12 protein-coding genes are annotated in these 14,078 nt (G+C 64.8%); 8 read left to right on the top strand and 4 right to left on the bottom strand.

The genetic code is table 11. From position 1 onward, the window contains the following. Positions 1 to 33: 33 nt before the first annotated feature. Genes gmd through NG900_RS04695 form a run of 3 tightly spaced genes read left to right on the top strand, consistent with a single transcriptional unit; the run spans position 34 to position 3,515 of the window. A complete protein-coding gene (gmd, locus tag NG900_RS04705) occupies positions 34 to 1,221 on the top strand; it encodes a GDP-mannose 4,6-dehydratase (protein ID WP_252677260.1) in 1,188 nt (395 codons plus the stop codon). After that, positions 1,214 to 2,197 (top strand): GDP-L-fucose synthase family protein, encoded by a 984-nt coding sequence (locus tag NG900_RS04700; RefSeq protein ID WP_252677258.1) that lies wholly within the window; start codon positions 1,214 to 1,216, stop codon positions 2,195 to 2,197. The genes gmd and NG900_RS04700 overlap by 8 nt, the downstream gene beginning before the upstream one ends. Positions 2,198 to 2,237: 40 nt before the next feature. Next, positions 2,238 to 3,515 carry a glycosyltransferase WbuB gene (locus NG900_RS04695; protein WP_252677256.1) on the top strand — a complete coding sequence of 426 codons (1,278 nt, stop codon included), beginning with the start codon at positions 2,238 to 2,240 and terminating at the stop codon, positions 3,513 to 3,515. A gap of 60 nt (positions 3,516 to 3,575) precedes the next feature. Here NG900_RS04695 and NG900_RS04690 read toward each other — a convergent pair whose 3' ends face one another. The 3 genes from NG900_RS04690 to NG900_RS26580 all read right to left on the bottom strand — a co-directional run bounded on the left by NG900_RS04690 (position 3,576) and on the right by NG900_RS26580 (position 6,077). Next, positions 3,576 to 4,403 carry a class I SAM-dependent methyltransferase gene (locus NG900_RS04690; RefSeq protein WP_252677254.1) on the bottom strand — a complete coding sequence of 276 codons (828 nt, stop codon included), beginning with the start codon at positions 4,401 to 4,403 and terminating at the stop codon, positions 3,576 to 3,578. A 162-nt stretch (positions 4,404 to 4,565) separates the two neighbouring features. Further along, complete coding sequence (locus NG900_RS04685) at positions 4,566 to 5,762, bottom strand: glycosyltransferase (protein WP_252677251.1); 1,197 nt, start codon at positions 5,760 to 5,762, stop codon at positions 4,566 to 4,568. A 180-nt stretch (positions 5,763 to 5,942) separates the two neighbouring features. After that, on the bottom strand, positions 5,943 to 6,077 hold the full coding sequence (locus tag NG900_RS26580; RefSeq protein WP_289813668.1) for a hypothetical protein: 135 nt from the start codon (positions 6,075 to 6,077) through the stop codon (positions 5,943 to 5,945). Between NG900_RS26580 and NG900_RS04680 the strand changes: the two genes are divergently transcribed. Further along, positions 6,076 to 7,626, top strand: a complete 1,551-nt coding sequence (locus tag NG900_RS04680; RefSeq protein ID WP_252677249.1) for a hypothetical protein — start codon at positions 6,076 to 6,078, stop codon at positions 7,624 to 7,626. The genes NG900_RS26580 and NG900_RS04680 overlap by 2 nt on opposite strands. Positions 7,627 to 7,630: 4 nt before the next feature. Further along, the gene (locus NG900_RS04675; protein ID WP_252677247.1) at positions 7,631 to 8,752 is read left to right on the top strand and encodes a CgeB family protein; all 1,122 of its coding nucleotides are present in this window, start codon (positions 7,631 to 7,633) and stop codon (positions 8,750 to 8,752) included. A 40-nt stretch (positions 8,753 to 8,792) separates the two neighbouring features. On the opposite strand, the gene NG900_RS04670 is transcribed toward NG900_RS04675, so the two are convergent. After that, positions 8,793 to 9,953, bottom strand: a complete 1,161-nt coding sequence (locus tag NG900_RS04670) for a glycosyltransferase (RefSeq protein ID WP_252677244.1) — start codon at positions 9,951 to 9,953, stop codon at positions 8,793 to 8,795. A gap of 234 nt (positions 9,954 to 10,187) precedes the next feature. On the opposite strand from NG900_RS04670, the gene NG900_RS04665 reads away from it, so the two are divergent. From NG900_RS04665 to NG900_RS04655, 3 genes are read left to right on the top strand one after another with little or no spacing between them, the layout of a single operon-like run. Beyond that, the gene (locus NG900_RS04665) at positions 10,188 to 11,339 is read left to right on the top strand and encodes a polysaccharide biosynthesis/export family protein (protein WP_252677242.1); all 1,152 of its coding nucleotides are present in this window, start codon (positions 10,188 to 10,190) and stop codon (positions 11,337 to 11,339) included. Between the two features lie 9 nt (positions 11,340 to 11,348). Beyond that, positions 11,349 to 11,819: a low molecular weight protein-tyrosine-phosphatase gene (locus NG900_RS04660; RefSeq protein WP_315862362.1), complete on the top strand. Its 471-nt coding sequence runs from the start codon at positions 11,349 to 11,351 to the stop codon at positions 11,817 to 11,819. Continuing rightward, positions 11,816 to 14,059 (top strand): polysaccharide biosynthesis tyrosine autokinase, encoded by a 2,244-nt coding sequence (locus NG900_RS04655; protein WP_252677238.1) that lies wholly within the window; start codon positions 11,816 to 11,818, stop codon positions 14,057 to 14,059. Before NG900_RS04660 ends, NG900_RS04655 begins: the two co-directional genes overlap by 4 nt. Positions 14,060 to 14,078: the final 19 nt, after the last annotated feature.

The following is a 14,078-nucleotide window of genomic DNA, read 5'->3' as shown; positions in this document are numbered from 1 at the left end:
TTGCGGACACACAAGCCAGGAGCGACGGACGAAATGGGTGCCTACGACCTCCAACCGGTGAGCAAACTCGGCGAAGCAGACTTGACGCACAACGCGCGCCCCCGGCGGGCGCTGATCACCGGCATCACCGGTCAGGACGGCGCCTATCTGTGCGAGCTTCTGCTCGACAAGGGCTATGAAGTCCACGGCATCAAGCGCCGCAGCTCGCAGTTCAACACCGAGCGCATCGACCATCTGTACGAGGATCCGCAGCAGCCCGATCGCCGTCTGTTCCTTCACCACGGCGACATGACCGATACGGCAAGCCTGATGCGCATCGTGCAGCAGTCGCAGCCCGACGAGGTCTACAACCTGGCCGCGCAAAGCCACGTGCAGGTGTCGTTCGAAGAACCGGAATACACGGCCAATACCGATGCGCTCGGTACGCTGCGCATGCTGGAAGCGCTGCGCATCCTGGGCATGGAGCGCACCACACGCTTCTATCAGGCCTCGACATCCGAGCTCTACGGGCTCGTGCAGGAGATTCCGCAGAAGGAATCGACACCTTTCTATCCGCGCAGCCCCTACGCGGCGGCCAAGCTGTACGCGTACTGGATCACCGTGAACTATCGCGAGGCGTACGGCATGTACGCGTGCAACGGCATCCTGTTCAATCACGAGAGCCCCATCCGCGGCGAGACCTTCGTCACGCGCAAGATCACGCGTGCACTCGCGCGCATCGCGCTCGGTCTGCAGGACACGCTGTACCTGGGCAACCTGTCTGCGCTGCGGGATTGGGGACACGCGCGCGACTATGTCGAGATGCAATGGCTGATGCTGCAGCAGCCGCAACCCGAGGACTATGTCATCGCCAGCGGCGTGCAACACAGCGTGCGGGAGTTCGTCGAACTTGCGGCGCATACGCTCGGCATCTCGATCAGCTTCTGCGGCAGCGGCACCGAAGAGGTTGGCGTGGTTACCGCCATCGAGACCGCTGGCCAGGCAAGACCCGCCTGCAAGGTTGGCGACGTGATCGTGCGCGTGGACCCGCGCTACTTCCGCCCCACGGAAGTGGAGACCCTGCTGGGCGATGCCAGCCGTGCGCGCGTGCGCCTCGGCTGGACCCCGCGCATCGGCTTCGAGGCACTGGTGCGCGAGATGATCGAATCCGATTACGCCGCCGCCCGGCGCGATGCACTGGTGCGCCTGGCGGGCTTCCGCGCCTATGACCATCATGACTGACACCCGGCCCCGCATCTATGTGGCCGGCCATCGCGGCATGGTCGGCTCCGCCATTGTCCGCGCCCTGCACGCACGCGGCGACGCGCAGATCATCACGCGCACGCATACGGAGCTGGACCTGTGCGATCAGCAGCAAACCCGCGCCTTCTTTGCCGCGCAGCGCATCGACCAGGTCTATCTGGCAGCCGCACGCGTGGGCGGCATCCATGCCAACGACACGTTCCCAGCCGAGTTCATCCATCAGAATCTCGCGATTGCCACCAACGTCATTCACGCGGCATGGCAGAGCGGCGTGCGCCAGTTGCTGTTCCTCGGCTCGAGCTGCATCTATCCGAGACTGGCCGAGCAACCGATACGCGAAGACGCGCTGCTCACAGGCGCCCTGGAGCCCACCAATGCGCCCTACGCGCTGGCCAAGATCGCCGGCATCATGCTGTGCAACACCTACAACCGCCAGTACGGTACCGACTACCGCTGCGCGATGCCCACCAACCTTTACGGCCCAGGCGACAACTACCACCCGGAAAACAGCCATGTCATTCCGGGCCTGCTGCGCCGCTTCCACGACGCCACCGAGCATGGCGACGCCCACGTGTCCGTGTGGGGCAGCGGGCGGCCACTGCGCGAGTTCCTGCATGTCGACGACCTGGCAGCGGCTTGCTTGCACCTGATGGCCCTGCCCGAGGCGCAGTATCGGCGTGCGGCGCCGCACGGCTTGCTCAATGTCGGTAGCGACGACGAAGTGAGCATCGCGGCGCTGGCAGCACTGGTTGCCGAGGCCACGGGCTTCCGCGGCACGATCGGATTCGACGCGAGCCGGCCCGACGGCACGCCGCGCAAGCGGCTGGACTGTAGCGCCATCGCCGCCACGGGCTGGCACCCGCGCATTGCGCTGCGCCAAGGCTTGCTCGACACCTATCGCAACGCACTATCCAACGGACTGCTGAGCACGCACGAGCCAGCGCCGGCAGCTTGACCACACTCGAAGGGCCACCCTGCACGACCACGCGCGCAAGATGAAAATCCTGATGTACTGCCTCAACTACGCGCCGGAACTCACGGGTATCGGCAAGTACACCACCGAGCAGGCGGAATGGCTCGCGGGGCGCGGACATGAAGTGCGCGTCATCGCGGCGCCCCCCTACTATCCTGCGTGGAAGATTGGAGACGGCTATCGCGCCTGGCAATACCGGCGCGAGCACATTCACGGCGTGGACGTCTGGCGCACGCCGATCTGGATTCCCGCGCACCGGTCTGGGCTGCTGCGGCTGCTGCATCTGGCCAGCTTTGCGCTGTCCAGCCTGCCCGTGCTGGCCCGTCAACTCTGGTGGCGTCCCGATGTGGTCTTCATGGTCGAGCCGCCACTGATGTGTGCCCCCGCCGGAACCTTGCTCAGCCGCTGCTGCGGCAGCAAAGCGTGGCTCCATATCCAGGATTACGAAGTCGATGCCGCATTTGCGCTTGGCATGCTGCGGCGCCCCTGGCTGCGATGGCTTGCCATGCGCTTTGAACGATTCCTGTTGAAGCAGCAAGACCGGGTGTCATCGGTCTCGCCACCGATGGTCGCGCTGGCCATCAAGAAAGGGAGCCATCCATCGCGCGCAATCCTGTTACCCAACTGGGCGGTGTTGCACGACACCCCCGCAGAATCTGCCGCGGCAATGCGCGATGAATTAGGTATCCCGCGAGACACGGTGCTGGTGCTCTACGCGGGCAACATGGGCGCCAAGCAGGGGCTCGAACAGCTGTCGGCCGCGGCAGCCCTGTTACGCGATCAGGCCGACATCCATTTCGTGTTCTGCGGCGATGGCGCCGGTCGCCCGGAGCTCGAAGCCGCATGTGCCGGCCGGGCGCGCGTGCAGTTTCTGCCCGTGCAAGACACGGAACGGTTTCAGGCGCTGCTCGCTGCCGCCGACATTCACCTGCTACCGCAACGCGCGGATGTCAGCGATCTGGTCATGCCGTCAAAACTGACGGGCATGCTGGCCAGCGGCCGGCCGGTCGTCGCCACAGCCGTCCCGGGTTCTGCGCTGGCCGATGTGGTTGACCGGTGCGGCGTCGTGGTCGCACCTGGCGACGTGCAAGCCTTTGCACAAGCGATTACCGTGCTGGCGGCTGACCCCGCGCAACGCACAGCGCTTGGCATGGCGGGGCAGGCATGGGCGCAGCGGCATCTGGAACGTGATGTCGTTCTCACCCGATTCGAGCAATCGCTGCGCGCGGTGCGCGCAAACATCAAGGACGGCGCGAGCGCCGATACGTGCGGGGGCGCGCTGGAAAGCTGGCGCTCCTGACAGCATTTCCGCCGCGGCTGCCTGCGCCTGCTCCGCAGCGCTTCAGAGGCCAAGTCTGCATCAGGTCGCGAGCGGCTTGCGCGCCACGAAGTGGAACCAGAACACGCTGCGCATATCGTCTGTCTCGCTGAGTTGGTGGTCGTGCAGATTGCAGAACACAGCCTCAGTCGTCAGGCCAAGATGCGAGAGCGCGCGCTTCTGCGTTTCCAGCTCGGTGTAGTAGATGACGATGCCGAACCGGTGTGCGGCGCAAACACGCAGGCCAAAGCCATCGTATTGGCGGTTCAGCCGGGAATACCGCACGAAATTGAAGGCGCTGCTGGGCAGGCGGGCAATCACCCGCGCCGTCTTCAGCCCGAAATCCAGCGCATTGCGTGAGTCGCGCGGCCAGTGCAGCATGTTCAGCAGGTTCTCTCGATACCCGGGCCCGAGCATGTTGTGGCTCGAGAACAGCAGGATGCCGCCGGGACGAAGCACGCGCGCAAACTCGCGCAGAATCGCCTGGCGTCCCACCGGGTCCACCGCATCGATGCCGTTCCAGCTGAACATCACCAGCGCAAAGCTGTTGTCTTCAAAGAGTGTCAGATCGCGCGCATCGGCGTGGAGCACCCGCGCCTCGGGGTGATTGTGCCGGCAGATATCGACCAACTCAGACGTGTAGTCGACAGCCGTGTAGTCCTCGCTCAGGCTCATGAGCAGCGGCACGGTGCGCCCGCCACCCACACCGACGTCGAGCAGCGGCTTGCCCCTCACCTCGTCGGCGATATACGCCAGCGCTCCGGCCTCGCCAGGGTCGGTATAGCCCGACAGCGCCCCGAAGAGCCGCCGGGCACCGCCGCTTCGCCACGCCTTGCGGTTGATTTCATCTTGCACGGTCTGCGTCATCATGATCAGGTTTTCCCGAAGATACTTAAAAGTCAGGCCTCGGAAACCGTGACTCGGATGATGAGACTTCCGGCCAGCGAGCATCGATGCCGAACGTATGGCACGTCGGGCGGGCGGACTTGAGTTCGCTCTCGGACATGACGTGCTCATCTGGTGCCGGTGGGGCTACTCCCTCGCCGGCCGCGGAACTTGCGTCCCGATGTGCTCCTGCAATACGTCAAGATAGATGCGCTCGTACTGATCCAGCGCGTGCTGCGCAGAAAACCCTGCGGCGTGCGCCAATCCTCGCGCGGCCGCGGCCTGGCGCGTCGATGCCGGCCACGACGCCATTTCCGCGAGCACCGGCGCATGGCGCGTTGCCCATGCGTCGCGGTCGTTCTCGGGCATGCGTTCGATCAGGCGCGCCACCCCGCCGCTGATCTCGCTCATCGGCGCGCGGTCAGTGGTCAGCACAGGGGTGCCGCAAGCCATCGCCTCAATGATGGGCCAGCCGAAGCCTTCCTCCAGGCTCGGGAAGACGAACACGGAAGCCAGTGCGTATGCCGCGTGCACGGCCTCCGTGGGCAACCCGACGAGCCAGCGCACTTCACCGCCCGCATGCGCCGCACCGGCCGCAAGCGCGCGCATCTGCGCCGTGGGCTCCGCCCCGATCATCCAGAGTGGCCGCGGTGCCGTCACCAGCCGACAATAGGCGAGGTATAGGGACAGCACACCGAGCCGATTCTTGTACCAAGGGTTGCCGCCGACATGCAGCAGCATACCCCGCGCGACGGGCGGCGCAATCAGCCCTTGCAAGGTGTCCAGCGCTTGTGCCTCGTCAAGCGGATGGTAGGGATAGTTCAGGCCGTTGTAGACGACCTCGCAATGTGGTGGCGGCCCTGGGTGAAATCGGGCCAGATCGCGGGCGGTGGCCTGCGAAACAGCGATGAAGGTCCTGCCCAGGCCGAACCCCTTGCGGATCAGCCGCTGGTACAGGCGCCCGCTCCATCTCAACCTGCGGCTTGGAAAATCGCCGGCCAACTCGCGCTGCGGATTGAAGTCGTGACTGTGAATGACATGCGGGCGGCGGAACAGCAACGGCATCCACATGCCCAGCGCATGATCGCAGAGCACGACAAGCGCCTGCGGCCCCACACGCTGCAGCCGCAACGACGCCACCACGGGAAACACCAGATACTGGTCGACGTAGCCGAACCATTTGCGCGTGCGGGCCCCGAAACCCAGGCGGCGCACCAACCCCTCCGGGCGCCACAGTTCCACATCGTGCCCCCGCGAGCGCATGCCGTCGGCCACCATCGTCGCGAAGCCATTCATGCTGGGGCTGCCCATATAGGCCGGATGACCGAACACAATGATCTTCACGCTCCACTCCGCTCTGGGGATGCCGCCAAGCATGGTACCGGCCTGGGGCCGCCACCGTTCGGCAGCCCACCTTATCTTTTGAAAAGATTTTCGCCACGCTGCATTGCGTGCGTTATCCCACATAGCGTTCGGGCGCGCTGCCTAGGTGCGCTATCCCACATCCATCGCAGGGCGACCCCGCTAGGCTTTCGGATATCGACACGGGGAAGCCTCCATGACCACAATCGCCTTGCGCAGCGTCACCGCGACGCGGCCGATGCGTTTCCGGCGCTGGCGCACCGCATTCCTGCTTTGCTGGTCGGCGGTGGCGGCCATGCAATCGCTGCTCTGGCTTTCTGCCGAGAACGTAGCGGCCGCATTGGTCGTCATCGCCGGTGGCGCACTTGGTGTGCATATCCTAGGCCGCGCGGCACGGCTGCGTGCCTATCCGATCTCCACCTCGATCCTGTTCGGCTACGTCACCTCCTACTTCCTGCTACCGCCCGTGGCAACGCTGCTCGAGTGGAAACCGCTGACCTACAACCTCATGCATCCGGTACTCGGGTTCTGGCACGCCCTCGTGTGCCTGCTCGTACTGCTCGGGACGCACAAGCTGTATCGCAAGAGTGCGCTGGCCATGCGCGTGCGCCTGCTAATCGTCAATGGTGTCTACCGGCCGCTCGGCTTCTTTCGTACGCCCGGCAACCTGCAGCTCGTGATCATGGGCGGCATCGGCCTGTGCGCAATGATGTACCAGGTGTTCCTGGTTGGTTCAGCGGAGGGCGGCGGTGGCGGTGCGCTCAACCGGTTCATGCAGGCGATGTACCCGCTGGCCTACTTGCCTTATTGCATGCTGGTTCGGCCGCTGATCGGTGCGCGTGTCTGGGTGCCGCTCGATACGCGCTGGAAGCTCATGCTGGCGGGCTATACGGTGGTCCTGGCCGCTGTATCGATCGGCAGCAACAGCCGTGCATTGGTGCTGATCGGCATCATCTCGCTGTGCCTGCTGGCGGGCTATGGCCTGGTGACAAACACACTGCCGAGGCACCTGTTCCGCATGCGCCGGCTGGTGCCGGCACTGATCGTGATGCTGCTGTTGCAGGGGCCGGCCGCGGATCTTGCCACCAGCATGGTGATCGCCCGATCGCAGCGCAACGACGTATCGGCCGGCCAACTCCTGTCGGCCACGATCGAAGCCATGCAGAACAAAGATGCGATCCGCGAACGCCGGATCGCCGACGCCACCGACAACAACCAGACCTGGGACGAGCGTTACCTCGACAACCTGTTCCTGGCGCGACTGGCCAACATGAAGTTCGCCGATGCCACCCTCGATCTGGCGCTGCGTCTGGATAGCACCGCCCAATCGGACCTGCGCAACATTGAATGGCAACGCGTGCTGAGCGTCTTCCCCACACCCTTGATCGACGCACTCGGCCTGCCGGTGAACAAAGCCCTCGTGACCACATCATCGGTGGGCGACCTGATGCTGTTCACCGTCACAGGTGACTATGACGCCCTCGGCGGCTTCCGCACCGGCTCCATCTTCGGCAGCGGATACGCGCTGTTCGGTTGGCTGTACACCGGCGTACTGGCCATCCTGGCATTCCTCATCTTTGTACTGGCGGATGCACAGACCACGCGGCGCATCATCCCATCACCAGTCGCGGGGCCGCCTCGGTGGGCACCAGTGTTCAGCCCGTTGGCGGTCACCCGTTATTACACGTGGGTCTTCTATCTGACCAGCGCCGCTACCGGCGTGGAATCGCTCTCCGGTCTGATGGTGTTCATCATGCGCGGCTGGATCGAGGCCGCAGTGGTCTACGCATTCACGTACTGGATCTCGCGGGTGATCCTGCGCATTCTTGGCCGGGGAGCTGCCTGACACTATGGCCCGCATCCTCTATCTGGGCGCGACACAGCAGGGCGGCACCGCCCTGTGCCGAGGGCAGGCGCTGCGCCGCCTGGGACACGCGGTGACGATCGCAGACCCGTTCCGGCCCATGGACCGGCAACTCGGCCATCGATGGCTGAACGCCCTGCACTACCATACCGGCTACCGGGCCCTGCAGTGGGCCATGCAAGACTGGGTGGCACACCTGTGCGCCACGGTCACGGACCAGGATGCCCCGGAGATCGTGTGGGTCGACAGCGGCGAGCTGATCGGGTTCGAATGCCTGGAACTTCTCAGGAGTACCGGCGCCACGACCGTGCTCTACAACCACGACGATCCTACCGGGCCGCGTGATGGTCAGCGTTTTGGCACCCTGCGCGACGCCGTCTCCGCCTACGACATCTGCGTGGTTGTGCGTGACGAGAACATTGAGGAACTCCAGGCACTGGGCGCGCCACAGATCCTGCGCGTCGACCGTAGCTACGACGAGGTCATGCACGCACCGTTCGACGATCCCGCCGCAATCCCGCCATCGCTGCGCTCCGAGGTGGCCTTCATCGGCACCTGGATGCGCAACGAGCAGCGCGATCGCTTCATCGTCGATCTGGCCGCACGCGGCGTTCCCGTCTCGGTGTGGGGCGGCCGGTGGGAGCTGTCGCCGCTCTGGCCCGCGCTGCGCCCCTACTATCGCGGCGGCGCCCTGAGCGGCCGCGAGTACGTTGCCGCCATCCAGGGCAGCAAGCTGTGCATTGGCCTGCTTTCCAGCGGCAACCGCGACCGGCACACCACGCGCACGATGGAGATTCCTTACGCAGGCGGGCTGCTCTGCGCCCAACGCACCACAGAACATCTGGCCATGTTCAATGAGGGCCGCGAAGCCGTGTTCTGGGACGATGTCGACGAGTGCGCGCTCTGGTGCCGCGCGCTGCTTAACGATGCCCCACGCCGTGAATCGATCCGCCTGGCCGGGATGCGTCGCATACGCGCCAATCGCGTAGGTAACCAGGACATCTGCGCACGCGTGGTCGATGCGGCGCTGCGGGTGCGCGGACAGGCCACGGCGCCATCGCAAAGCCCGTCCGCGCAGTCAGGCGACTTAGAGGCCGTTTCCGGATAATTCCGGTCCGGCCAACGCCTGGGCCGGACACCTGAGGCGCTCACGCCATGGCACGTGCCTCGCCGACAATGTCGAGCAGGCATTTGGCAAACCGAGCGCCCTGGAAGCGTTGCTCGAAGCAGGCCTGCGCCCGTTCACGCATCTGCGCGCGATCACGGTCCGATGTATCGATCCAGTCACGCAGCACCTGCTCGGCGCCTTGCGCCGAATCGTCACAGACCAGCCCCGCGCCGTCCGCCTGGATTTCGCGCCAGATGTTGATCTTGTCGGAAATCAGCACAGGCACCCCGCAGGCGAGCGATTCGGCCACGGCAATGCCGAAGTTCTCCTGGTGCGACGGCAGGCAGAAGGCTTCAGCGACTTCAAACGCGCCCCACTTGAGGTCGCCGCGCAACAGACCCGTCCAGGTGATGCGATCGGCCACGCCGGCACGTACCGCGATGCGGTCGAGCGTCTCGCGCAGCGCCGCATCGCACGGGCCGGCCATGATCAGGTGCAGACCAGGATCGAGTGCCGCCACCTCGCCAAAGGCACGGATCAGCAAATCGCAACCCTTCTTTTCGTGAATCCGGCCCAGATACAGCAGATTGCGGCGGCCCTGCGTAGCGGGAAACGCGAGCGCGAACTGCTGGCGCATCGATGCCCGGTCGGACGGCGGCGACGACGTGCCGTAGGTGACCACCCGCTCGCGGCATCGATAAATCCCGAACGATTCGCGCGCGCGCAGCCGCTCCTCTTCCGAGGTGAAAAGTACCGCGCGGGCATCACGCAGGACCCAGTAGTCGCCAACCAGCCAGTACAGGCACTTCTTGAAATGCTTGAGCGGGTAGCGCTGCTTGAACCACGGGTCGAGCATGCCGTGCGTAAAGACGAAGTACGGTGTACGCCGCCCGCGCAGCGCCAGCCACGCTGCAAGGCTGTGAAACTGCCAGATGCCGTGAATCACCACCACATCGTATGCGTGACAGTGCGCCCGCAGCCAGGTCACGAGCCGCCAGTTGAAGCCATAGCGAAGCCTGCCTGGCCCTAGCGCAACCACATCGAGTCCGCTTTGCGCCACATGCGGCGCATCGGGCGGATCGTTGCAGCACACCGTCACCCGGGCGCCATGCGTGGCCACGTTGGCGCTGAACTGGCGCAAGCCTTCGATCGGGCCGCCGGCCGCCGGATTGATGGAAGCAATGACATGTAGCAGCCGCATGAAACAGAGCCCTCTTTTTGCATGGGACAGATGGTTCCGGCAGGCTAATTCCGGTGCCCGGCAATGCTCCGTACGTTGCGCCACAAAAGAGTTGGCGCCCTGCCGTTGCCTCCGCAATGTGGTGAAACGTACCGAAAACCCTATCGCGCAGACCTACTCTCGCACCATCGAGAGGCGTCACTGTGCCTTGTGCGGTGCGCCAAGCGTCCCGTGGACAGCGAAGGGAGGTCGACGATGTCATCCGGTCGTTCTGTGATTACCTGCGGACCGCGTCCGTCCCTCCTGATCGCACTGTGCGCGGCAGTGCTGCTATCGGCTTGTGCGGGGGCGCCAGGCATGCACATTTCCGAGCAAGCCATGGCTGCGACCGGCAGGCCCGGAGAAACGCCCCCCAAGGTCACCATGATCACGCCGCAGCTCAATGACGAGCTTCGCCGTGACGCGAAACCCCACAACCTCGGTGTGGAAGAACTCTTCGCCACGCCGGAGCCCTACCGCATCGGCCCGGGCGACATCATCTCCGTGGTGGTGTGGGACCACCCCGAGTTGGTGTTTCCGACGCAAACCTACAGCGTGACCAGCGCAGCGGAGATCCCGCAAACCGGCAACGGATCCAACATGCCGGGCTATGTGGTCAGCCCCAGCGGCGATATCCAGTTCCCCTACGCCGGCGTGATGCGTGTTGCGGGCAAGACCACCAACGAACTGCGCACGGAGATGACGCGCATCATCTCCCGCGTGGTGCGTGATCCGCAGATGACGGTGCGCGTACTGGGCTTCCGCAGCCAGCGCGTCTACGTGGACGGTGAAGTCAAGCTGCCCGGGACGCTGGCGATCGATGACGCACCGATGACGCTGGTCGAGGCACTGAACCGCGCCGGTGGCGTGGTCAACCTGACGGGCGACAACAGCCGCATTCGTGTCACACGCGGCGACCGCACCTGGTATGTCGACATGCCGGCGTTGCTGTCCAAGGGCATCGATCCGGCCCGCATCCTACTGCGCAATGGCGACATGGTCCGCGTGGAGCAGCGCGAAGCCAGCAAGATCTTCGTGAGCGGCGAAGTGGTGAAACCCGTCTCGCTGCTGATGCGCGATGGCCGCATGTCGCTGAACGAGGCGCTGGGGGAAGCCGGTGGCGTCAATCCCACCACGGCGAACGCGGGCCAGATCTACGTCATTCGCAAGAAGGACTCCGGCAACCCGGAGATCTTCCATCTCGATGGCTCGACGCCGGCCGCGATGGCCGTGGCCGAGGGGTTCGACCTGCAGCCCAAGGACGTGGTCTACGTGGATGCGCGTGAGGTGGTGCGCTGGAGCCGTGTGATGTCTCTGCTGTTCCAGCCGATCACGGGCGTGCCGGCCTTGATTCGCCCCCTCCCATAGGACACGCCTGTGCCGAAAATACGTTCGATCCTCGTGGTCTGTCTTGGCAACCGCTGCCGCAGTCCGATGGCGGAACAGCTGCTGCGCCGCGCGCTGCCTGACCGCCGCATCGTGTCGGCGGGCATCTCCCCACCAGAAGGGGCCGGCGCCGATCCACGTGCCATCCGGCTTCTGGCACAGGAGGGGCTGGACCTGCGTCCTCATCGCGCGCGCCCCATCGACTTGGCGCTGATCAGCGATGCCGACCTGATCCTGGTCATGGAGAGCGACCAGCGCCAGCAACTGGAAGCTACCTATGCGGACGCACAGGGCAAGACTTATCGCCTTTGCGAATCGATCGATGCCGATGTGCCGGACCCAGTCGCCAGCACACACGGCATGTTTGCAGTCGTTCTTGGAATGATCCGGTTCGGGGTCGAATCGTGGTCGGCAAGAGTGCAGCAACTTGAGAACGAAAGCGGGTACGAGGAGGCATCATGAGCAATGTCAGGGATTTTCGGGACCATGTAACGGAGATCGAGGAAGGTGGCGAAGCGCCGCTGGATCTGACCGCCATCCTGGACACCCTGGTCCGCTACAAAAGGACCTTCATACTCGTCGCCGGCTTCATCCTGCTGATGGGCATTGCCTACGCCATGCTCAGCAAGCCGGTGTACCGGGCCGACATTGTCGTGCAGGTGGAAGACATGAGCACCGGTGGCGCCAGCTCCAAGCTGGCCGCCAGCCTGTCTCCGATGTTCGACGTGAAGCCGGCTGCCTCGGCCGAAATGGAACTGCTGCGCTCGCGCATGGTGGTAGGCAAGGCGGTCGACACGCTGCACCTCGATATCGCAGCCGCGCCGCGCTACTTCCCCGTGATCGGCAGCACGATCGCATCACACAACCGCGCACTGTCATCACCGGGCCTGTTCGGCTGGGGCGGCTTTGCATGGGGCAGCGAATCGATCAAAGTCGCCAGCATGACGGTGCCGCCCGGCCTGGAAGGCAGCCCCATCCGCATCACCAAGCTGGATGGCAACACCTATGAGGCCACGTTCGCCAAGGAGGACACCGTCGCGCGCGGCACCGTCGGCACACCGCTGACGATTACCACCCGCAGCGGGCCGATGCAGCTTGAGATCAGTCAGTTGGCCGGTAACCCCGGCGCGGTCTACACCGTGCTGCACCTTCCGCGCGGCGCAGCGATCAGCGCCCTGCAGTCACGGCTGATGATTGCCGAGCGCGGCAAGCAGAGCGGTGTGATCGGCGTGGCGCTGGAGGACAACTCACCCGTTCATGCGGCGGCCATCCTCAATGCCATTGCCCAGGAATATGTCGACCAGAACGTCCACCGCAAGGCGGAAGAAGCGGAGAAATCGCTGAAGTTCCTCGAAAGCCAGATGCCGCAACTCAAGCAGCAGGTGGAAACCGCGGAGACCCGGTACAACGCCATGCGCAACCAGCGCGGCACCATCGACCTGAGCGAGGAGTCGAAGCTGATCCTGTCACAGTCCGTGCAGATTCAGACCCGGCTGCAGGAACTGCGCCAGAAGCGCGAAGAGCTCGTGGCGCGCTTCACGCCCAACCATCCCAGCGTGGCCATCATCGATAGCCAGATCGGCAGCCTCTCTGCGCAGCTGGGCGGCGTTTCGTCCAAAATCCAGAAGCTGCCTGAGGTCGAGCAGAACGTGCTGCGCCTGATGCGCGACGTGAAGGTCAGCACCGAGCTCTACCAGACGCTGCTCAACGATACGCAGGAGCTGAAGCTGGCCAAGGCCAGCAAGGTGGGCACGGCGCGCCTGATCGACTCGGCCGACATTCCGCTTGTACCCGTTCGCCCGAACCGGCCGATGATCTCCGCGGTGGCTGGCGTGCTGGGCCTGATCGTGGCGCTGCTGGTCGTGATGCTGCGGCACGTGCTGGACGGTGGCCTGGCCGATGCGGACGAAGTCGAGCAGCAGACCGGCCTGACCGTGTACGCCACGATTCCGTTCAGCAACGCGCAGGCGCATATCGCGCCCTCGCCAGAGTCCCATGTGACACTGCTGGCGAATGACCAGCCTGAGGACCCTGCCATTGAAAACCTGCGTGCGTTCCGCACCGCGCTGCAGTTTGCGCTGTTGAACAGCCCCAACCGCGTGGTGATCATCACAGGCCCCGCGCCGGGTGTCGGCAAGTCCTTCGTCAGCCTCAACTTTGCGGCAGTGGCCGCGCAGGCGGGGCGCAAGGTGGTCCTGGTCGACGCCGACTTGCGCCGCGGCAAGCTGAACCGCGACCTGGATCGCCCGCGCAAGCCGGGCCTGACCGAGATCCTGACGGGCTCTCCGCTGGACGAGGCGATCCGGCGCGACGTCATGCCCGGCATGGACTTCATCTCCACGGGCACGCAACCGCCGCGGGCTGCGGACCTGCTGGAACATCCCAACATGGAGAGCGTGCTTGACGCGTTGAAAGAGCGCTACGACCTGGTTCTGCTCGATACACCGCCAGTGCTGGCCGCAAGCGATGCCACCGTGCTGGCCAAGCACGCAGGCGTGGTTTTCGCGGTTGCACGCGCGGATGTCACCACCGCGCGCGAACTGGTGGCGGCACAGCGGGCGCTGAAGCAAGTCGGCAGCGACATCAAGGGCGTCCTGTTCAACGGCCTGCATGTGGAAGGCCGCTGGTACCGCCCGCACTATCTGTATGGCAAGTACCGGTACATGAGCCAATACGGCCGAACGCAGGGCGAGCACGTGTGAACGCACCAGCCGCGGGGAG

The sequence above is a fragment of the Ralstonia soli genome (genome assembly GCF_023955655.1).
Lineage (GTDB): Bacteria > Pseudomonadota > Gammaproteobacteria > Burkholderiales > Burkholderiaceae > Ralstonia > Ralstonia soli.
This window is presented reverse-complemented; position numbering and strand designations above follow the sequence as displayed.

What these genes read in the sequence shown, in the direction of transcription:
- NG900_RS04680 (WP_252677249.1), top strand. Translation starts at nt 6,076, where the DNA reads ATGCAATCGCTGCTCTGGCTTTCTGCCGAGAACGTAGCGGCCGCATTG.
- gmd (WP_252677260.1), top strand. Translation starts at nt 34, where the DNA reads ATGGGTGCCTACGACCTCCAACCGGTGAGCAAACTCGGCGAAGCAGAC.
- NG900_RS04690 (WP_252677254.1), bottom strand. Translation starts at nt 4,403, where the DNA reads ATGATGACGCAGACCGTGCAAGATGAAATCAACCGCAAGGCGTGGCGA.
- NG900_RS04675 (WP_252677247.1), top strand. Translation starts at nt 7,631, where the DNA reads ATGGCCCGCATCCTCTATCTGGGCGCGACACAGCAGGGCGGCACCGCC.
- NG900_RS04695 (WP_252677256.1), top strand. Translation starts at nt 2,238, where the DNA reads ATGAAAATCCTGATGTACTGCCTCAACTACGCGCCGGAACTCACGGGT.
- NG900_RS26580 (WP_289813668.1), bottom strand. Translation starts at nt 6,077, where the DNA reads ATGGCCGCCACCGCCGACCAGCAAAGCAGGAATGCGGTGCGCCAGCGC.
- NG900_RS04655 (WP_252677238.1), top strand. Translation starts at nt 11,816, where the DNA reads ATGAGCAATGTCAGGGATTTTCGGGACCATGTAACGGAGATCGAGGAA.
- NG900_RS04700 (WP_252677258.1), top strand. Translation starts at nt 1,214, where the DNA reads ATGACTGACACCCGGCCCCGCATCTATGTGGCCGGCCATCGCGGCATG.
- NG900_RS04670 (WP_252677244.1), bottom strand. Translation starts at nt 9,953, where the DNA reads ATGCGGCTGCTACATGTCATTGCTTCCATCAATCCGGCGGCCGGCGGC.
- NG900_RS04665 (WP_252677242.1), top strand. Translation starts at nt 10,188, where the DNA reads ATGTCATCCGGTCGTTCTGTGATTACCTGCGGACCGCGTCCGTCCCTC.